This window comes from Ruoffia halotolerans (assembly GCF_014049385.1).
Taxonomy (GTDB): domain Bacteria; phylum Bacillota; class Bacilli; order Lactobacillales; family Aerococcaceae; genus Ruoffia; species Ruoffia halotolerans.
This window is the reverse complement of record NZ_JACAOA010000007.1, coordinates 1-21252: the sequence shown is the minus strand read 5'-3', so window position 1 is coordinate 21252 and position 21252 is coordinate 1. Positions and strand designations below refer to the sequence as shown.

Sequence of the window (21252 nt, the reverse complement as noted above, 5' to 3'; positions counted from 1 at the left end):
GGGGTTTGTTATTTAAATTATTTAATTAATTGAACTTGTACTTCTGAATCGATATATTCTTTCTCACCAGCACCTTTTTCAACTGAACCAAATGGCATTTGAGCCACTAATTCGTATGATTCTGGTAAGTCGAATAATTCACGGATTCCTTTGTCAAATCCTTGTTCGTAGCCTACGTTAAAGTGTTGTAGTGATCCACCTAAGTTCATTTCAGCTAATGCTAACCAAGTAGCGTATTGTGAGTTAGCTGAGTTGTTTTGTTTGTAAGCTTCAGTACGTTGACCTTGAGTAGGCATTTTAGCTACTGCATCGCGGTCTTCGAAGAATAATACTGTACCGATACCGTTTTTAGCACCTTCCATAATTGGTGACATGAAGTCCCAAGTTGCTTGGTCTAAAACTTCTTTTTGAACATCTAAGATTAAGTTCCAAAGTTTAGTGTTTGCTTCACCAGTTAAAACAACTAAACGTGATGTTTGGCTGTTGAAAGCTGAAGGAACATCTTTTTGAGTTTCACGGATTGTAGCTACGATTTCTTCGATGGAATACTCGCTGTTTGTACCTAAAGCGTAGATTGAGCGACGGCTTTTGATTACATTTTTAAATTCTGCCATAACAAATAAATTCTCCTCTATTTCTAAATAATTAACTTACTTTTCATATTATAAAGGGTGTTTGAATGAATGTAAACCTCTAATTCGAGATAATAGACACAAAGGCGAAATTGTCGATTAGTTCGTAAATTTTATTCCGTAATGAGGGGAATATTTGGTTAATGCTGTCTGAATAACTCTAAGACTTTCTTAGTCCGCATGTTTTTATTCGTTATATTCATAATCATCGCACCATCATCAACTTCGATGACTATTTCTTCAGTATGATCATTTCCGCGTTTTCTTCGAATAAAGCGAGAACGATAGACAAAACGGTGAATACGACTAACATCATAAGTCTCCTTATGATATTGAATTGTATCCTCACTAGCCGTGATATACGTTGCGTTGACAATTGAATAAATCGAGTAACCCAAAAGAATGAGTCCGATAATTAAAAAAATCAGGGGGATAAACGCAATGATGCTTAACTGATTATCAAAGTTGTCTTGGCCGAGCATCGGGAAAAGGACAAGGGAAAATGTGGCTCCGTTCCAAGTAAAGACTGAGCCGATAATTAAGAAAATAGCTGTAGCTAATTTCCCTCTTTTGATTTTAAAGTAAGTTCCCATTACAAACACCTCTTTCGAATAGCTTTAGTAAAGTATAAAGCTAATCCAAGTAGACTGCTAATGATATAGATAAATGTGCAATTAACCATTTAAAATGAGTAAAGAAATAGACCAGCAACATGCATGCGCACCTCACTGGCCTAATGATTTAAAGATTATTAATACTCTGCGTTATGATAAACATCTGTGACATCATCGTCATCTTCAATAATATCGATCATAGCTTCAAATTCTTCTACAAGTGCCTCATCAAGTGGCACAGAAATATTTGGTTTCATCGTTAATTCAGATTGAGCTAATGTGTAGTTTTCAGCTAAAGCATCACGAACAGCAGTAAAATCAGTTGGAGCTGTGTAAACTTCAACAACGTCTTCTGACATCTCCATATCTTCGGCTCCCGCTTCAAGAATATTCATCATTAAAGTATCTTCGTCGTCTTCTAAACCTTCACGTTCAATTGCAATATAGCCTTTACGTTCAAATTGAAAAGCGACAGAACCTTTCTCACCTAAGTTACCACCATTATGATTAAAAGCTGTACGGATATTTGTTCCTGTACGGTTGTGGTTATCTGTTAGTCCATAAACTAAGACACCAATCCCGCCCGGTCCATAACCTTCATAAACAACTTCATCATAGTTTGCGCCATCAGCCGAATCCGTTGCGCGCTTAATTGCTCGCTCAACGTTATCGTTTGGCATATTCGCACTTTTTGCTTTATCAAGTACGAGACGTAATGACGGATTCAAATCTGGATCGCCACCATTTTTTGCAGCTACATAAATTTCACGGGATAGCTTTTGGAAGATTTTCCCTTTTTTAGAATCTTGTGCATTTTTTCGTTTTTGTATATTTTTCCATTTTGAATGCCCAGCCACCTAATCACTCCTTTTGTTAGTATCATCTAAGTAATCATATAATGAAACCACCTAATTGTAAAATAACTACCTAGGATAAAGCAGTATTCCCTTAAATTTAAAGCATATAACAATCTTTTTCTTTATTCACTTGTTACAATAAAGATAAGAATATTTAATATGAGAGGACGATATATATGGAATTAGGCGTACACGATTTAGTTACATTAAATGACGGAGAAACCCCTGAGGCAGCATTTGAGCGAACAAAGCGCTTTGTTCAAGAGATAGAAAAGTTAAATTACAAACGCTATTGGTTTGCAGAGCATCATAACTCACCGACCCACGCAAGTTCATCGCCAGAATTATTGGCAGCTTATATGTCTGCGGTGACGTCAAAAATCCGCTTAGGTACGGGTGGGACAATGATTATGCACTACTCACCGTTGAAAATAGCAGAAAACTTCAAAACGTTAACAGCATTAGCTCCCGACCGCATTGATATTGGACTCGGACGTGCACCCGGAAGTGGTCCGAATGAAATTGTTGCACTGGCACAAGGTAAACCTAACTCTTTTGATGATCAATACGACAAGATTGAAATCATTCTGGATTACTTATCAGACCAACAAGCAGATGGCTATTACGGAAGAACGAACGCGATGCCACAAGGGACATCAACTTTAACGCAGCCATGGATGTTAGGATCTTCTGGTCAATCTGCGAGTAAAGCGGGAGAAATGGGCTTAGGCTATAGTTTTGCGAAATTCTTTGGTTTAGAAACAGACCCTGAAGTATTCAAACAGTACCGCAATGAGTTTCAAGCGAGCCGTTTCTTTGAAAAACCATCTGTGATGGTCAGTTATTTAATTGTCGTGGCTGATACACAAGAAGAAGCTGATTACTTGGCCAAACCTATGGAACTATCACAATTGGCCTTATCACGCGGACGTATGATTAAAAATGTCAGTCCCGAAGAGCTGAAAGATTATAAATTTTCTGAACAAGAATTAAATTACTTAAATAATCGTTATGATAAACGCTTCATAATTAAAGGAACACCTGAGAAAGTTCAATCTATCTTAGAGGAAGAACAACAATTATTAGGTATCGATGAATTAATGGTTTATGCACCAATTCATGGTGAGAATGAACGCTTAAATTCATACAAACACCTCGCGAAAATGTTCAATAAAATATAAAGCAATCCCTAAAGGAGGAATCCAATTTTAATGAATCAGCAATATGAAAGACTATTCCAAGCTGTAAACCTTCCTAATGGTAGTCAGCTTTCATCGCGATTTGCGATGGCACCAATGGTGGCAGCAGGGTCAACTTACGACGGCTTTGTTGGTGAAGATGATCTAAAATATTTTGAACGACGCAATCAAACAGGAGCCTTATTATTAACTGGAGCAGCGAATGTAGGACCATTTGGTAATGCTTTTGGTTATGGTTTAGGCATCCAATCAGATGAGCACATAACTGGTATGAAGAAATTAGCCAGTACCATGAAAGCACAGGGTGCAAAAGCAATGCTTCAGATTTTTCATCCAGGTCGCCAAGCTAAGTATTCCTATCAAGATGAAGAAAAAGTGTATGGGCCTAGTACAAAAGACTTTGTTTTCTTAGATTATCCAGTCACTGGTATGACAAACGAAGAAGTTTATGAATTTGTACAGTACTTTGCAGATGCTACTAAACGTGCGATCGAAGCAGGTTTTGATGGTGTTGAAATTCATGGGGCGAATCATTATTTAATTCAACAATTCTTCTCAGAATTATCGAACGAACGTGAGGATGAGTGGGGCGGAAGTCGAGAGAAACGAGCAGCCTTTCCTTTAGCTGTAGTTAAAGCCGTTCGAGAAGTAGCAAATGAACACGCTAAAGATGATTTCATCATAGGTTACCGTATAAGTCCGGAAGAAATTCATGGCGAGATCGTCGGCTATAACCTTGATGACGCCTTATATTTAATTGACCAAGTAGCTGAATTGGGTGTGGATTATATTCATGTGTCTCAATTTGGACCTACAGGCTTTAAAAACAAAGCCCGTCTCGGTGAGCATAAAGGTGAAGTAATTAATGAAGTTGTCCGCGAATTATTGGCCGATCGCACATTACTTATTGGCGCTGGGGATTTAACAAGTCCTGATAAGTTGTTAGAAGCGCTAAATTATGTAGATATTCTTGCGATGGGATCAGCAGCGATTGTCGAACCAGATTTAATGCAGAAATTAAAAGCAGGCGCTGAGGACGCTGTTACCTTGCACGTGGATGATATTTCTGACTTAGCCTTGCCAGAGCGATTTTATATGATGGTTGGGGCATTGAAAGGAAATGGGTCCGTTCCCAAAGAAACAATCGAACAAATTGAAAAGTAAGATTTAACTCCAAGATAGTGGCATAGCATGACTGCGTTTATTATGATAGAAATTAATTTAGTAAACGAATGAAATCCGTTTATATCGTGTTGTCCATGATTATAGGACCAGTATAAAATTACAAAAAAGCACTCAACCCGGGTTGAGTGCTTTTGCTATATCTATGCTTTCTTTTCTTTATAAGACGTTTCGAAGACTTTAAGTTGTTCGAGTAATATTTTTAAATTGGCCATACTTGAAACATAACTGATTCTAAAGTGTCCGCGACCTGCCTCACCAAATATTTGAGCAGGTGTGACAGCGATTTTAACTTCATGGGCTAAATCTAGACAGAATTGGTAATCGTCACCTTCATACCAAGCTGGAATTTTACTGAAAAGATAAAAAGCACCTTCAGGAATAATGAAGTCATATTCCAATTCACTTAACCCTTCGATAAGAAAATCACGGCGTGCTTGATAATCTTCTAACATGCGTTGAATTTCGGCATCGCTATTGTCGTAAGCTTCGATACTAGCGTATTGAATTTGAGTACTAATCGCTGTCAGAACTGACTGATGTAGTGGGTAGATTGAGTTAATTAATTCTGCAGGTCCGGCTAAGAAAGCGGAACGCCAGCCAGTCATTGCATGAGATTTTGACGTTCCATTAATTAATAAAGTTAATTCAGGTACAAATTTTGCCATCGACGTATGTTTAGATCCGTAACTAAATTCTGAATACACTTCATCTGAGATGACATAAATTTGCTGCTCTTTAATGACTTCAGCTAAGGCTTTAATCTCATCGTCAGTATAAGTAACTCCCGTAGGATTTGTCGGGTGATTTAAAAACAGTGCTTTTGTCTTATCAGTAATGTTTTCTTTTAATAATTGAGGTGTTAACTTAAATTGAGTTGAACTAACATCAATGGCAACAGCTTTTGCGCCCGATAAAGAAATTTGAGTATTATATATAACATAATTAGGATCAACGACCAACACTTCGTCTCCTTGATTAACTAAGCCAGTCACCGCCAGGTATAAAGCTTGGGTTGCGCCAGCTGTGACGATGATTTGATTATCTGGATAATAATCCAAATCATATTTACGTTTCAAGTAACGCTGAATCGCTTCACGCAGTTCATACACCCCTCGAGAATGGGCATAGAAACTTTGATCAGCATTGATTGATTTGATCGCTGCTTGTTTAATATTTTCTGGTGTCGGAAAATCCGGTTCACCAACATTAAAAAATAACAAATCTTCAATGTGACTGATTTGGTCGTTAAAAAGACGGATGAGATTCTCCGACGTGTTTAGTAAGTGTTTATTAATGTTTTTATAATCCATTCTCATCAACTCCTCTAATGATATGCTTAAGTCTAACATATTTTTTAATAAAATGTTTGACAAAGTAAAATTTGTGTACTATTATAGTCTCAACAGATAAATAAAACGCTTTGATGTGGAAAGTAAATCAATCAAACTTTTTAGAGAGCTCACGCTTGGTGAAAGTGAGTAAGTGACGATCGGTTGAAAATGGCTACTGAGCGGTCATTCTGAATGCGTAACGCAATAAGGATGAACGGATGCACCCGTTAGAGATGCCACAGTATATGGTTATTGTATTTTAAACACATGTACTGGTAGAGGTTATTTCAGTGATGAAATGACAAATTAAGGTGGTAACACGAAGTTTATACTCTCGTCCTTTTCATAGGATGGGGGTTTTTTTGTAGTTAATTTTATGTCGCAAGTCATATTTTTGTCAAATAATAGAATGGTCAATATATTAGTAAACAAGGAGAGGGTAAAATGAGAGAATGGTTAAAAGGTTTAAGTGTTGTCGGATTAGCAGCGAGTTTATTTGTCGGTTCAAGTGCTCCGGTACACGCACAAAGTGAATTTGACGGGGAAGAAGTATCGGTCGGGATTGTTCCTGGACCCTCAGAAGAAGTCTGGAATGTCGTTGTTGAGAAAGCAGAAGAGGACGGAATCACCATTGATTTAGTTTTATTCAATGACTATGTTCAACCAAACATTGCATTACAAGACGGTTCCCTTGATTTAAACGCCTTCCAACACGTCGCTTTTTTAGATGACTGGAATGAAACGAATGGCGGAAGTTTAACTGGAATTGGTTATACCTTTGTTTCACCTATGGGTGCATATTCAGAAAACATCGAATCTTTAGATGACTTACAAGAAGGCGATACAATTGCTATTCCAAATGATCCAACAAACGGTGGACGTGCTTTACTTGGTTTAGAATTGGCGGGTGTCATTGAAGTAGATGATGAAGTGGGGCCTTTAGCAACAGTCAATGATATTACAGATAACCCATTAAACTTAGAATTTGAAGAATTAGACGCAGCCCAATTAGCTTTATCATTACCAGATGTTGCGGCGGCATTCATCAACCTTAACTTTGCGACAGATGCGGGACTGAGCTTAGACGAAGCTATCTTCGTTGACGCGGATTATCCAGAAGAATTAAATGAAGCTTACCGAAATGTCATCGCAGCCCTTGAAGAAAATCAAGACAATGCCCTATATTTACAAATTGTTGAGTACTACCAATCTGAAGAAGTCGCTCAAGCTTTATATGACACAACTAACAATGGTGACAAACCAGCCTGGGAAAATGCGCCAGTAATTGGAGAAAACGCTGAAGACGCAAGCAGCGAAGAAACAAGTCAAGAAGAAAGTAGCGAAGAGTCAACGGAAGAAGATGCTGAATAGTCAAAGATAAAAGGAGAAAAGTGCTATGTTAAAATTACTTAAGAAGTTAGGAAAAGTTGCCCTGACAAGTTCACTCATTCTAGCGCCAGCTACTCAAGTGGCATTTGCACAAGAAAGTTCGGGAGAATTTGAAGGCGAGCAAGTCAACGTTGGTGTTGTTGGAGATAATGGTGCAGAAGTTTGGGGCTATGTTGCCGAAAAAGCTTTAGAACAAGAAGGTATTGAGATTGATGTCACACTATTAACTGACTATAACCAGCCCAATGAAGCTTTAGCGAATGGGTCTTTAGATATAAATGCCTTTCAACACGTTGCCTTTTTAGAAAACTGGAACGAAGCGAACGACGAAGATTTAGTGAACTTAGGCTTTACTTTAGTTACACCAATGGGCTTATACTCAGACAAAATTACATCAGTTGAAGAAATTGTGGATGGTGACAGTATCGCAGTCCCTAATGACCCAACAAACGGTGGTCGCGCCTTATTAGCCTTAGAAATCGCAGGATTAATCGAAGTAGATGACGCTGTAGGCGTATTACCAACGATTGATGATATTACTGAAAACCCATTAAATCTAGAAATTATCGAATTAGATGCAGCTCAAATTCCACAATCATTACCAGATGTTGCGGCAGCGATTATTAACACAGGTCATGCAGAAGACGCAGGTTTATCTGTAACAGAAGATGCTATCTTCGTAGATACAGATACACCCGAAGAGTTAAGTGATACTTACCGTAATATTATTGCGGCACGTTCTGAAGATGCTGAAAGTCCATTACTATTAAAAATCGTAGAACTATACCAAACGGCTGACGTAGCAGAAGTAATTATTGAATCAAGTAACGGTGGAAGTATTCCAGCATGGGAAGGCTATGAGCCTGCTGAAAGTACAGATGGATCAGAAGAATCAAGTGAAGAATCAACAGAAGATACTGAATAATCATAAAAAAGGAGAGATTTATCATGAAAAAATTCTTAAAATCATTAGGTGTATTATCATTAGCGGGTAGTGTTTTAGTTGGAGCAACTTCAGCAGTTCAAGCTCAAGGTGAATTTGAAGGCGAAAGAGTAACCGTTGGTGTCGTAAGTGAAGCAGAAGAACAAGTTTGGGAATTTGTTTCAGAACAAGCCTTAGAGCAAGAAGGTATTGAACTAGAATTAGTATTATTTACAGACTATGTGCAACCAAACGTTGCTTTACAAGACGGATCAACAGATTTAAATGCTTTCCAACACGTAGCTTTCTTAAACGAATGGAATGAAGCAAATGATGGTAACCTAGAAGCTTTAGGTTTCTCATATGTTACACCATTAGGAGTGTATTCTGAATCAATTACTTCAATTGAAGAGATCCCAGAAGATGCAGTGATCGCAATTCCTAATGACCCAACAAACGGTGGACGTGCATTATTAGGTTTAGAATTAGCTGGCTTAATCGAAGTCGATGATGAAGCAGGTATTTTACCAACGGTTGCAGACGTAACTGATAACCCATTAAATATTCAATTTGAAGAATTAGAAGCAGCACAAATTGCGCAAGCTTTACCAGATGTGGATGCGGCAGTTATTAATAACACATTTGCTTTAGACGCCGGTTTAAGTGTTGAAGATGCTATCTTCCTAGATGCAGAAAATCCTGCAGACTTACCAGATGATTACAAAAACATTATCGCAGTAAATGGTGACAACGCAGACAGCGAATTATTTGCTAAAGTTGTAGAATTATACCAAACAGACGAAGTTGCTGAGAAATTAGCTGAAGCAAGTAACGGTGGAGATGTTCCAGCATGGACTGAAGAAGGCGAAGAAGAAGGATCAGATTCATCTGAATCAGAAGAAACAACGGAAGAATCAGAAGAGTCAGCTGAATAGTCAAACACTTTAAAAGGAACAAACTTAAAGCGTAAGTAAGCTACAATGAAGAAAGTGGTTGTAGATATTACTTACGCTTTTTTAATAAAAAATGGAGGTTTGCAATGAAAAAATTATTATATTCATCCTTAACAATCATTACTATCGCAAGCTTTTTACCAATTCAAGCCTCTGCCCAAGGGAAATTTGAAGGTGAGAAAGTAACGATAGGCTTAGCCAGTTCAAATGCTTATGATTATTGGGATGTTGTCGTTGAAAATGCGCTAGAACAAGAAGGCATTGAAATTGAACTGGTGCTATTCTCAGATTACAATCAACCAAATGAAGCCTTACAAAATGGCTCATTAGATTTAAACGCTACGCAAGGGTATCCGTTTTTATTTTCTTGGAATGATGAAAATAATGGAACAATTACACCGATAGGGAATACATTAATTACGCCTTTAGGTTTATATTCTGATAAACACACGTCAGTGGAAGATATTCCAGATGGCGGAACGATAGCGATTCCAAACGATCCATCAACTTATGGACGCGCGCTTCAAGCCTTAGAAATTGCTGGGTTAATTGATGTCGATGAGGCGGCGGGCATTTTCCCAGAAGAGAAAGACATTTTAGATAATCCCAAAAATTTACAGTTTGAATTATTAGACCCAGCGATGGCAGCTGTAGTACTGCAAGATGTTGATGCGGCAATTATTAATACTGGTTTTGCTTCAGATGCAGGACTTAAAGTTTCAGATGCGATTTTTGCGGATGCTCATAATTTAGATAATGTGAATCCGATGTATATTAATGTGATTGCAGCCCGTGAAGAAGACAAAGACAACCCATTATATTTAAAAATCGTTGAGTTATTCCAAACAGATGAAATCGCTGAAATTATTAAAGAATCAAGTGACGGTTCATTAATCCCAGTATTCAGAGAATACGACGTTGATATTGAGAATCAAACGGTCACAGAAGTGGCAGAGTAGAAACTTAGTAATAAAGGCAATAGAAAGTAGGAACTAAATTGGTACAAGTTATTCCAGAAATTCAAGCAAATAAAGAACAAATCGTAACATGGCGTCGTCATTTCCATCAACATCCTGAACCTAGTTTAAAAGAATTTAAGACAGCTGAGAAAATCCAAGAAATACTTACGGATCTCAATGTTCCTTTTGAAAAAGTAGGTGAAACAGGAACTTTAGGGACGATTACAGGAACAAAGAATGATGCGACCCAAAGCCAACGCGAGCGAAAAGTATTACTGCGTGCGGATATTGATGCCTTAGAAATCACAGAAGCGACTAGTCACGATTTCCCATCATTAAATGAAGGGATAATGCATGCGTGTGGTCATGACGCCCACAACTCAGGGCTTCTTGGTGCGGTTGCTTATTTAGCATCACACCGTGAACAGTTTGCTGGAACTGTCTTAGTGGCTTTCCAACAAGCAGAAGAAATTGGGAGCGGTGCGTACCAATTTATCGAAAGTGGTCTATTAGATGGCGTAGGTCAAGTGTTTGGTATGCATGTAGACCCAGCCTTACCAGTCGGTACCATTCAAGCAGTGTCAGGACCTACTATGGCATCTTGTGATATCTTTACAATTAACGTCATAGGTAAAAGTGCCCATGTTGCCCGCCCACATACTGGCGTTGATGCTTTAGCTGCCGGAGCAAATATTGTAACGGAATTACAAAACTTAGTATCCCGCTTACTGAATCCCTTAGAACCAGCAGTGATCGGAATTGGAAAATTCACTTCAGGTACGCGTTATAATATTGTTTCCAATCATGCAAAAATCGAGGGGACATTACGTACATTAAGTCATGAAACACGCGAACGTTTTTTAGCTAAGATAGAAGAAACTGCTCATGATATTGCGAAAGTATTTGGTGCAACGATTGAGTTTGAAAACTATCCGGCTGCAGCGCCAAACATTAATGACGAGGATGCAACATTACGTGCCCAACGTGCGGGAGTGAAAATTGTCGGAGAAGCAAACGTCATCAAACAAAGCCAGCCAAGTATGGGCTCAGATGACTTTGCGGACTTCTTAACAAAAATCCCAGGAACATATGCTCGCGTTGGGGTAAGTAGTTCTGAAGAAACTTCATACGGTTTGCATCACGAGAAATTCAATTTAGATGAAGATGTATTACCAATCATGGCATCCTTCCACGTTGAATTCGCATTAGATTATTTGAATCAAGCTTAGATTATACAGGATACGTCATTGTGGCGTATCCTTTTTTTGGTAGGGGAAATCAGGTGTATGGAAAATGTTTCCTTGAGAAAAAGTCAGGGACACGAAACGCCGAAAAGGATCCCTAAGAACTATTCAGGGCACCAAACTATCCTTGAGAAAATCTCAGGGACACGCTCACGCCCCACCACAAACAAAATCCCCAACAATTCCGGTTATACAACCAAAAGTGCTGGGGAATATGCTCTAATCCAAGCCATAAATCTTAAAATAATCTCTGTTGAATATTAAACGTGACATCATTTGTCTCTTCATTATAAGCAGCGATTATTTTTTCCTGATCAGGTGTTAAATCTGCTTCAGGGATTTTAAGTATCGTGTGTAAGACTTCGCGAGGATAATACAAGCGTTGCTCTCCACGCGGTACTCCGGTTAACGACTGCACTAAGGCACTGACTTGTGATAATTCGACAACTTGATTTTGCTTTGTTAAGAAATCAATCTGTGTTCTCGTACTTGTTGAGTCAGGGCGATAGAAATCATAGGGCAAGTCAAAGGAACTATTTTCACCAAAGTAATATTCTGGGTCAAAGCCTTCAGCCCGCATTTCGTTTTGAATTGAAGACGTTAATTCATCACGCTGGTCATCGCTTGATAAGAGTGACTTGAACGGTTTCCGGTTTAAGAAACGGTATGCTAAATCCTTCAATATGTCGTCATCTTCAAGTAACCAATGTGAGAAATAACTACTTAAAACGTAGTCATCTAGACGTAAATAGTCATCTAAATCCCATTCACCTTCTAAGAAAGGAATCAACAAATCAATGGAATGTGTCATTGTTTCCGGTTTTTGGTCGTAACAATATTTTGCACGAGCAAGTAAGTTACGTAACACTTCTTCCATTCCGCGTGAAACGGGGTGGAAATACACTTGCATATACATTTGATAGCGACTCACAATATAGTGTTCAACTGCGTGCATCCCTGAGAAATCAAAGACAATTTGGTTGTTGAATGGCCGAATGACACGCAAAATTCGAGTAATATCAAAAGCACCGTAACTCACGCCAGCATAATAGGCGTCGCGAATTAAATAATCCATTCGGTCAGCGTCAATTTGACTGGAAATTAATTGAACGACTTGCTGATTAGAGTAAGTTTTATTAATGACGCTGGCAACTTTTTCTGGAAAATCATCACCCATTAACTTCAATACATGATTAATTTCAGTATCGGGTGACATAATAATTTTTTGAGTGACTACTTCATGGTCGGTACCGAAAATCCCTTCAAACGTATGTGAGAAGGGCCCGTGACCAATATCATGCAGAAGTGCCGCACATAAGGCAACAAGACGTTCGCTATCGTCCCATAAGCCATCACCGGCTTCGAGACTAGGATAATTTCGTACAAAATTGTTGATGATGCGACGTGTAATCTCATACACACCTAAAGAATGGTTGAAACGGCTATGCTCTGCACCGTGGAAGGTGTAAGAAGACGTCCCAAGTTGACGAATTCGACGCAGACGTTGGAATTCGACCGTATCAATTAACTTTAAGATAATCGAATCTTGAATATGAATGTAGTCATGAACGGGATCGCGAAACACTTTCTCTCGAGGCAAGATTTGTAATTGATATTTTTCATTATTAGTAGCCATCATTAACTCCTTAAGGTAATTGATTCGGTTGGATTTTGTATGACCGAGCGGCTGTCTTGTCGAATGCTTTTTCGTATAAAGCTTTTAATTCAGGGTCTTCATAGTCGCCTTGAGAGAGTGAACCGTATTTCTCCATCGTTGAAATTAATAATTTTTGATATCCAGCGACTTGAATTGGTTCACCGATGACTGCTTCAATCGTTGTCATTGAGTTAGGATTGATTAAAGGATAGTCACTACCCGCTTCACCTGTACGGTAATAAGCCTGGAGTAATTCAGCGCGTGCCTGTTGGTCACCATTGACACTTAAGTAAGCAGCCGTTGTGACACCAGATTTGAAGCGACGTTGCGCAATGCCACCAATTTTTTTCCCGTTGACAACTAAGTCGTATTTTCCAGGACAATAAGAATCTGGAATTTCATAGCTTTCTACTTTGACGCCGAATGGCTCTAAGGACTGCGCCACTAAAGCAACCATTTGCTCGTAAGCATGATCAATCGATAAGTCAAAATGACGATTATCACTCACCAGTCCAAAGTTTATGACACCCGGGTCATTAACAACAGCTAAGCCACCATGAGGACGTTGAACTAGTGTGTATCCAAGGTCAACGAGATAATTATTCGCATTGCCCAGTTCTGGCAGACGAGTATCTTTTGCCCCAAGTAGGATAGTTGGATAGTCAAATGGATAGAAGTGTACGACACCATAAGGTTTACGAGCGTCATCGTTTAGAGTTGGAACCCAGCGGATGAAGCTGTCTTGGTAACTGAGTGCACTGTTTGGATCCATTTTTGATGGATTGTCTTGTTCTGAAAATACAAGCCATTGTTGGGATGATATATATTCTTGATTTGAAAGCATAGAAACCTTCCTTCATTTTGTAATTATTTTATAGTTATGTATAATTATAACAAAAAATCGATTATAATAGTAAATAACTATAGATTGTGTGGTGAAAATGTGCAGAGAAAAAATATTTATCTTGAAGTTGATCAAAAGATTCGCTATCATAAGCAAGCTCATAAAGATGAATGGTTGTTAGAGACTAAAGGAGAGTTAGTTGATTTAAAGACTTTTTCAAAAATCTCCTACGTCGACCGCGAAGATATTCCAATTGAAGTAAAGTGGTATACTCAACGTGACGCAGGGCATCTGATAGCAGAGATTAAACAACCGCAATATACATTAACGTTTAATCCATCTAAACAAACATATACATTCTATATGACACCGCAAGGACTATGGGAATTAGCAGTTGAGACCGAAAAAGTTCAATTTTCTGAAACAGAAACAGGTGTGAAGTTAATGATTCAATACCAAGTATTAATTAACGAAGAACCGCTCGGAGACTATGAATTTCAATTGCATTATCGTAATTAAATCGGTAATATATTAGAATACGAGGAAGGAAGTGGAAGCTTTGATTTTAAAACAATTTGAGAATGAAAATATTGAAGAACTTTCTTCGATTGAAGTTGCACATGCAATCCTTGAAGAGACAGGTGATGTCTATGATTTCACTGCATTAATGGTTGCGATTCAAGATTATTTAAATGTAAGCGAACAAGAGATGGAAGCGAAAATGACACGCTTTTATACAGACATCAATATTGATGGACGCTTCATTTCATTAGGAGATAACCGTTGGGGACTACGCGCTTGGTATCCCATCGATTCAATCGATGAAGAAATTGTAAGTTCAATTGATGATGAAGATTTACCACGTCGTCGCAGACGCAAGAAAAAACGCAAACTAAATGCGTTTGACGAAAATGACGACATGATTGACTACAACGATGATGATCCAGAAGATCTAGATGATATCTATGATGATGAAGAAGACTTTGACGATGAAGAAGATGAAGTCGAAGAAGTTGTTCCAATCGCTAAAGACGAAGAAGATGACGAAGACGACAACCAAGAACTTGGTGTCTATGCACGTGATTTATCTGAACTAGGTGACGATGATCTAGAACTTGATGAAGACGACGAGGACTTTGATGAAGATATCGATGATGAAGATATCGATGATGATGATTTTGAAGATGAAGAAGACGAAGTTTTCGAGGAAGAAGACGAAGACTAAAATTTTTTATTGACGAAACGACAAAGTTATCGTATTATCTAAATTGGGCACCTTTCAAGAGGAAGGTCAATCTACTTAATTAGCACCCCTATTCCATCGGAATAGGGGGCTTTTCTATTTATATCCCGAAAATATATAAAAAGGAGCTTACAATAATGGCAAAATATATATTTGTTACAGGTGGCGTTGTGTCATCAATTGGTAAAGGTATCGTCGCTGCGTCTTTAGGACGTTTACTTAAGAACAGAGGATTGAAAGTTAATATTCAAAAATTCGATCCATACTTAAACATTGACCCAGGTACAATGAGTCCATATCAACATGGAGAGGTTTTTGTAACAAATGATGGAGTAGAAACTGACTTAGATTTAGGCCATTATGAACGATTTATCGACATTAATGTTAATGAATACTCAAGTGTCACAGCCGGTAAAGTCTACGATGAAGTTCTACGTAAAGAACGTCAAGGTGAATATAATGGCGCAACCGTCCAAGTTATACCACACGTGACAAACGAAATTAAAGACAAAATTATGCGTGCAGCAGAAACAACTGACGCTGACGTTGTTATCACTGAAGTCGGTGGAACAATTGGAGATATTGAAGGACTACCGTTCATTGAAGCACTACGTCAAATGCGTACAGAAATCGGACACGAAAATGTTCTTTACATTCATACAACTTTAATTCCTTACTTAAAAGCAGCAGGAGAATTAAAAACAAAACCAACACAACATAGTGTGAAAGAATTACGATCATTAGGTATTCAGCCAAACATTTTAGTAGTGAGAACTGAAGAGGCATTACCACAAAGTATTAAAGATAAATTAGCTCTATTCTGTGATGTAACAACGGACGCGGTGATTGAATCACGTGACGTTGAAACTCTTTATACAATCCCATTAAGCTTACAAGAGCAAAAAATGGACCAATTAGTCTTAGATTACTTTGGTCTTGATTTACCTGAAGCAGATATGACTGGTTGGAGAGAATTAGAACAACGCGTTCTACATCTAGAGAACAAAGTAAAAATCGGTCTAGTAGGTAAATACGTTGAATTACCTGACGCATACCTATCTGTAGTAGAAGCATTAAAACATGCTGGATTCTACCACAATAGTGATATCGAATTATCTTGGATTAATGCTGAAGATATTAACGCAGACAACGTAGATTCATACTTGAGAGATGTTGATGGTATTTTAGTGCCAGGTGGCTTTGGTGAACGTGGTGTTGAAGGTAAGATTGAAGCCATTCGTTACGCTCGTGAAGAAAAAGTACCATTCTTTGGTATTTGTTTAGGTATGCAATTAGCGACAGTTGAGTTTGCGCGTAATGTTGTTGGCTTAAAAGGGGCACATTCTTCAGAATTAGACCCAGAATCACCACACAAAATCATTGCCTTATTAGCAGATCAAACAGAAGATATGACTTTAGGTGGAACATTACGTCTAGGTCTTTACCCTGCAAAATTATCAGAAGGCTCATTAGTTCGTGACTTATACGACGGAAGCGAAATGATTGAAGAACGTCACCGTCACCGTTACGAATTTAATAATGAGTACCGTGAAGCTTTAAGCGAACACGGTATGTCATTCTCAGGTGTGAGTCCCGACGGGAAGTTAGTTGAGATTATTGAATTGAAAGACCACCCATTCTTTGTGGCACCTCAATTCCACCCAGAATTCACTTCACGTCCAAACCGTCCACAACCAATTTTTAAAGGCTTTATTGAAGCAAGTTTAGAACATCAAAACAATCGCAAATAACAATTGACATTGGTGTAAATAATCACTATAATTCCATAAAAGTAGTAAAGCTTTAATCGTGTTCCGTGAGACGCGAAAGTGTTGCTAACTGATTTCTTTATATGCATTTTATAGAGATTAATAGTGAACCCATTTTGTACAATGCAAGGGAACACTATCGTTATGCACTCTTTCACGTCGTAAACGACCGGTAACATGATCTGTTATCGGTCGTTTTTTTGTACTCTCGATTAAAATAATGAATGAAAGGTGAGATAATGAATAAACAAAAACCAATCATTGCACTAGATTTCGCCACTAAAGAGGCAGCCATTGCTTTTCTAAATCTATTTAAAAACGAATCTTTAAACTTAAAAGTCGGTATGGAACTATTTTACAAAACTGGGATGGATTTTGTGCAATACTTAAAAGAGGAAGGACACAGCGTGTTCCTAGATTTAAAATTACATGATATTCCAAACACCGTCAAAAGTGCCATGAAAGTACTCGCTCAAAGTGGTGTTGATATGGTAAATGTGCATGCCAGTGGCGGAGTAAAGATGATGCAAGCAGCCAAAGAAGGCCTGGAGGAAGGGGCTTTGAATAACCACAAACCCTTACTAATCGCTGTGACACAACTTACATCAACCTCTCAAACTCAGATGAATGAAGAACAACAAATCTTAGGAGCCATTCAAGACAGTGTCCAAAATTATGCGACACTCACTCAAAAGGCTGGCTTAGATGGCGTTGTTTGTTCGCCCTTAGAAGCATCGTTAATTAAAGAGGCAACATCAAACAAATTTCTAACTATCACGCCTGGCATTCGTCTGACTTCAAAATCAAACGACGACCAAACACGGATTATGACACCTAGAGATGCAGCCAAAAACGGCAGTGACTATATCGTTGTGGGAAGACCGATCACGCAAGCGCTTGACCCGGTAGAAGCCTATCAATATATCTTAAAAGAATGGCAAGCCGAATTAAAATAATTGAAAGGGAATGAATCATTTGAATATGTCAGTATCAGAACACGTAGCAGAAAAATTACTCGCGATTGAAGCCGTAAACTTAAAACCAGACCAACCTTATACTTGGGCAAGTGGACTCAAAGCCCCAATTTATTGTGACAATCGTTTAATCATGAGTTTCCCAGAAACACGTGACTTTATCGAACAAGCTTTAGCAGATTTAATTAAAACTCAATTTAAAGGCGTTGAAGTCATCGCCGGAACTGCCACTGCCGGTATTCCGCATGCGGCCTTTGTTGCTAATATCTTAAACCTACCAATGATTTATGTCAGATCAAGTGCGAAAGACCATGGAAAGGAAAATGCCATCGAAGGCTACCTTAAACCAGGCAGCAAAGTTGTCATGGTCGAAGATTTAATTAGTACAGGTGGAAGTGTATTGGATGCCGCTTCAAAAGTAGAACAGGCTGGAGGTGAAGTTATCGGTTGCGCCGCAATCTTTAACTACATGTTAGAAAGCGGACAACAAGCGTTTAGTGAAGTTGAATACTCACTTGAAACATTAACAAACTACCGCGAACTAGTAGAATATGCTGTCAGCGATCCGAAATTAAAAGCCTACTATGACACATTAGTCGAGTGGTATCAAGATCCTGCAAAATGGTCAAAACAGTTTGAAGCATAGAAAACTCTGTCCCTATAGTCATCTATAACAATTTTAATAAAGAATGCCGAGAGCATTCATTAAAGGAGATTATACAAAATGAAAAACTTAAACAAATCACAACGTAACGCTTTAATATCAGCCATCGTCGCGTCAGGAACCGATGATTTAAACGTCATGTTCCTAGCCTTTTCGATGTCTACAATCATTTCTCAATTAGGTATCTCAGGAGCACAAGCAGGCTGGATTGCGACTATTACAAACTTCGGTATGTTGTTCGGAGGAATTTTATTTGGAATCTTAGCAGACCGTTACAGCAAACTAAAAGTTTTTAAATGGACAATTTTAATCTTTTCAATTGCCACAGGGTTAATCTTCTTTACAAATAATATCTATTACTTATACGCAATGCGTTTTATTGCCGGGATTGGTGTCGGTGGTGAATATGGTGTGGCGATCTCAATCATGGCCGGACTCGTGCCAAATGAAAAAATGGGACGCATCAGTTCATTAAACGGAATAGTTGGCCAAATCGGTTCCATTTCTTCAGCCCTACTTGCAGGATTGATTGCTCCAATGTTCGGGTGGCGCGGACTATTCCTGTTCGGCTTACTTCCAATTTTAATCGTGGTTTGGGTGAGTCGTACAGTTAAGGAAGAAGAATTACATATTGAAAGTTATTCAGATGAAGATGATGAATCAGCACAAGGTAGCATTAAAGATTTATTCAAAGACCGAAAAACATCGTATCAAACAATCGTTTTAATGGTTATGACAACTGTTCAAATCGCAGGTTACTTCGGTATGATGAACTGGTTACCAACAATGATGCAACAAAATATTGGCGTCAGTGTCAGTGGTTCTTCAACTTGGATGATCGCAACAATCATCGGTATGTGTATCGGAATGTTTGTCTTCGGGCAAATCTTAGACCGAATTGGCCCGCGCTTAGCTTACGGAATCTTCTTAATAAGTTCTGCCGTGGCAGTATATTTATTCACTTTTGCTAATAGCGCAACATCTATCTTAATCGGTGGAGCTATCGTTGGATTCTTTGTGAACGGAATGTTCGCAGGTTACGGAGCGGTTATTACACGCTTATACTCTTACAAAATCAGTGCGATTGCGAATAACACAATCTTGAATGTGGGACGTGCTGTTGGAGGATTCTCGTCAGTCATCATTGGTTACATCTTAGATATGTCAGGTGTACCTTTAGTAATGCTTTTCTTAGCGGGGCTGTACATTATTAGTTTCGGTTTCATGATTACATTACCTCAATTGAAGGCTGATAATTATAAAACATTGGACAATAAAGTGGATATCGACACAAGTACGACAACAGTTAAAAACAACAAACGCTTAGCTGAAGCATAAAAATTTATTAAAGGAATCTAGTTGAAAAGCTAGGTTCTTTTTATGTTTTTTGGGGGTTAATATTGCAAAGAATATAATGGTAACCCCGCTTATTCCAGAGCGTTAGTTTCGGTGACCGTAGTGGAACGGCTCCAGCTAATCACTTCGGCGTTACCTTGTGATTGAGCTTCCGTCTCGCTGATCTACTGATTCCGTCAGTCGCTTCGCTCCAACGGTATCATGTGCGATCCGTCGTCCTGATACTATTGTACCTCTACTAACACTCTGTCATAAGCTAAACGCTGTTTTTTAATATTTAGTGAAAATAAAACCAACCGTGAGTATTTTATATTTTCAAATCATCAAAAATTACAAAATAATCTCTAACCAAATTTAACCCCCTATATGAATAAGTGAAAAAAGTTCAATTAAAATGCCTACAAACCACGCCATAGCGCCAATGTGCTTATTTACTAGCAATAGCGCTGTTTTTGGAGTATAATAAACGCATAATATAACATTATAGGGGGAATTTTAAGCATGACTCGTTTAGTAAGTATGACAGATATGTTAAACAAAGCAAAAGAAGAAGGGTACGCTGTAGGACAATTCAACATTAACAACCTTGAGTGGACTCAAGCTGTATTAACAGCTGCAAAAGAAAACAACTCACCAATTATCTTAGGTGTATCAGAAGGTGCAGCTAAATATATGGGTGGAACTAAAGTTGTTGCAGCAATGGTTAACGCTTTAATGGAAACAATGGACATTACAGTACCAGTTGCTCTACACTTAGACCACGGATCTTCATTTGACACATGTAAAGACGCAATTGACGCTGGTTTCTCATCAGTAATGATTGACGGATCTCATCACCCAATCGATGACAATATTGCGATGACAAAACAAGTTGTTGAATATGCTCATCAACACGGTGCTTCAGTTGAAGGTGAAGTTGGAACTGTTGGTGGAGAAGAAGACGGAGTTATCGGTGGAGTTGCTTATGCTGATTTAGCTGAATGTGTACGTTTAGTACAAGAAGCTAACGTTGATGCTTTAGCAGCAGCATTAGGTTCAGTTCACGGAACTTACGATGGCGAACCAAAATTAGGCTTCAAAGAAATGGAAGAAATTTCTGAAGCAACTGGTATGCCTTTAGTATTACACGGTGGTTCAGGAATTCCAGAACACCAAGTTAAAAAAGCAATTAGCTTTGGACACGCTAAAATTAACGTTAACACTGAATTACAACAACAATGGACAAAAGCTGTTCGTGAAAAATTAAACACGGATGATAAAGTATATGATCCACGTAAAGTAATCGCACCTGGTAAAGATGCAATTATTGCGACAACTAAAGAAACAATGGATATGTTTGGATCTTCAAACAAAGCTTAATAATTCATTCCCAATACTAAACTAAACCCGTTCTAACCGAGATTTATCTTGGTTAGAACGGGTTTTTCTGTCTGATAATTTATAGATAGAGAATAAATTGC

Annotated in this window: 20 protein-coding genes and 1 other annotated feature; of the genes, 14 read left to right on the top strand and 6 right to left on the bottom strand. The window is 38.4% G+C overall.

All coding sequences use genetic code 11. The annotated features are described in order from the left end of the window. Positions 1–17: 17 nt before the first annotated feature. The 3 genes from HW423_RS03775 to HW423_RS03765 form a co-directional block, all read right to left on the bottom strand. Entirely contained in the window at positions 18–614 is a 597-nt protein-coding gene (locus HW423_RS03775) for a nitroreductase family protein (RefSeq protein WP_218930619.1), read from the bottom strand. A gap of 158 nt (positions 615–772) precedes the next feature. After that, positions 773–1225, bottom strand: coding sequence for a hypothetical protein (locus tag HW423_RS03770; protein WP_218930618.1), 453 nt, complete (start codon positions 1223–1225; stop codon positions 773–775). A 158-nt stretch (positions 1226–1383) separates the two neighbouring features. Next, positions 1384–2103: a YebC/PmpR family DNA-binding transcriptional regulator gene (locus HW423_RS03765; protein WP_218930617.1), complete on the bottom strand. Its 720-nt coding sequence runs from the start codon at positions 2101–2103 to the stop codon at positions 1384–1386. Positions 2104–2279: 176 nt separating this feature from the next. On the opposite strand from HW423_RS03765, the gene HW423_RS03760 reads away from it, so the two are divergent. Both HW423_RS03760 and HW423_RS03755 read left to right on the top strand, forming a co-directional pair. After that, on the top strand, positions 2280–3284 hold the full coding sequence (locus HW423_RS03760) for an MsnO8 family LLM class oxidoreductase (RefSeq protein ID WP_218930616.1): 1005 nt from the start codon (positions 2280–2282) through the stop codon (positions 3282–3284). Between the two features lie 30 nt (positions 3285–3314). Beyond that, on the top strand, positions 3315–4466 hold the full coding sequence (locus HW423_RS03755) for an NADH-dependent flavin oxidoreductase (RefSeq protein WP_218930615.1): 1152 nt from the start codon (positions 3315–3317) through the stop codon (positions 4464–4466). A 161-nt stretch (positions 4467–4627) separates the two neighbouring features. On the opposite strand, the gene HW423_RS03750 is transcribed toward HW423_RS03755, so the two are convergent. Then, positions 4628–5797, bottom strand: coding sequence for an aminotransferase class I/II-fold pyridoxal phosphate-dependent enzyme (locus HW423_RS03750; protein ID WP_218930614.1), 1170 nt, complete (start codon positions 5795–5797; stop codon positions 4628–4630). 101 nt (positions 5798–5898) lie between these two features. Continuing rightward, positions 5899–6163, top strand: a binding site (T-box leader). A gap of 99 nt (positions 6164–6262) precedes the next feature. Between HW423_RS03750 and HW423_RS03745 the strand changes: the two genes are divergently transcribed. The 5 genes from HW423_RS03745 (at position 6263) to HW423_RS03725 (ending at position 11270) form a co-directional block, all read left to right on the top strand. After that, complete coding sequence (locus HW423_RS03745) at positions 6263–7189, top strand: MetQ/NlpA family ABC transporter substrate-binding protein (RefSeq protein ID WP_218930613.1); 927 nt, start codon at positions 6263–6265, stop codon at positions 7187–7189. A gap of 25 nt (positions 7190–7214) precedes the next feature. Continuing rightward, positions 7215–8132: a MetQ/NlpA family ABC transporter substrate-binding protein gene (locus HW423_RS03740; RefSeq protein ID WP_218930612.1), complete on the top strand. Its 918-nt coding sequence runs from the start codon at positions 7215–7217 to the stop codon at positions 8130–8132. Between the two features lie 23 nt (positions 8133–8155). Then, on the top strand, positions 8156–9064 hold the full coding sequence (locus tag HW423_RS03735; RefSeq protein ID WP_218930611.1) for a MetQ/NlpA family ABC transporter substrate-binding protein: 909 nt from the start codon (positions 8156–8158) through the stop codon (positions 9062–9064). Positions 9065–9168: 104 nt separating this feature from the next. Next, positions 9169–10041: a MetQ/NlpA family ABC transporter substrate-binding protein gene (locus HW423_RS03730; protein WP_218930610.1), complete on the top strand. Its 873-nt coding sequence runs from the start codon at positions 9169–9171 to the stop codon at positions 10039–10041. Between the two features lie 38 nt (positions 10042–10079). After that, positions 10080–11270 carry a M20 metallopeptidase family protein gene (locus tag HW423_RS03725; protein ID WP_218930609.1) on the top strand — a complete coding sequence of 397 codons (1191 nt, stop codon included), beginning with the start codon at positions 10080–10082 and terminating at the stop codon, positions 11268–11270. A 253-nt stretch (positions 11271–11523) separates the two neighbouring features. Here HW423_RS03725 and HW423_RS03720 read toward each other — a convergent pair whose 3' ends face one another. Both HW423_RS03720 and HW423_RS03715 read right to left on the bottom strand, forming a co-directional pair. After that, complete coding sequence (locus HW423_RS03720) at positions 11524–12921, bottom strand: HD domain-containing protein (protein WP_218930608.1); 1398 nt, start codon at positions 12919–12921, stop codon at positions 11524–11526. 10 nt (positions 12922–12931) lie between these two features. Further along, the gene (locus HW423_RS03715) at positions 12932–13786 is read right to left on the bottom strand and encodes a lipoate--protein ligase family protein (RefSeq protein ID WP_218930607.1); all 855 of its coding nucleotides are present in this window, start codon (positions 13784–13786) and stop codon (positions 12932–12934) included. Positions 13787–13885: 99 nt separating this feature from the next. Between HW423_RS03715 and HW423_RS03710 the strand changes: the two genes are divergently transcribed. From HW423_RS03710 to fba, 7 genes are all read left to right on the top strand, one after another. Continuing rightward, positions 13886–14305 (top strand): DUF1934 family protein, encoded by a 420-nt coding sequence (locus HW423_RS03710; RefSeq protein ID WP_218930606.1) that lies wholly within the window; start codon positions 13886–13888, stop codon positions 14303–14305. Positions 14306–14345: 40 nt separating this feature from the next. Continuing rightward, the gene (gene rpoE, locus HW423_RS03705; protein ID WP_218930605.1) at positions 14346–15011 is read left to right on the top strand and encodes a DNA-directed RNA polymerase subunit delta; all 666 of its coding nucleotides are present in this window, start codon (positions 14346–14348) and stop codon (positions 15009–15011) included. 155 nt (positions 15012–15166) lie between these two features. Continuing rightward, entirely contained in the window at positions 15167–16780 is a 1614-nt protein-coding gene (locus tag HW423_RS03700; protein WP_218930604.1) for a CTP synthase, read from the top strand. 257 nt (positions 16781–17037) lie between these two features. After that, positions 17038–17754, top strand: a complete 717-nt coding sequence (pyrF, locus tag HW423_RS03695) for an orotidine-5'-phosphate decarboxylase (RefSeq protein ID WP_218930603.1) — start codon at positions 17038–17040, stop codon at positions 17752–17754. A 25-nt stretch (positions 17755–17779) separates the two neighbouring features. Then, entirely contained in the window at positions 17780–18418 is a 639-nt protein-coding gene (gene pyrE, locus HW423_RS03690; RefSeq protein ID WP_218930602.1) for an orotate phosphoribosyltransferase, read from the top strand. Between the two features lie 78 nt (positions 18419–18496). Continuing rightward, positions 18497–19774, top strand: coding sequence for an MFS transporter (locus HW423_RS03685; protein ID WP_218930601.1), 1278 nt, complete (start codon positions 18497–18499; stop codon positions 19772–19774). 519 nt (positions 19775–20293) lie between these two features. Next, on the top strand, positions 20294–21151 hold the full coding sequence (gene fba, locus HW423_RS03680; protein WP_218930600.1) for a class II fructose-1,6-bisphosphate aldolase: 858 nt from the start codon (positions 20294–20296) through the stop codon (positions 21149–21151). Positions 21152–21252: the final 101 nt, after the last annotated feature.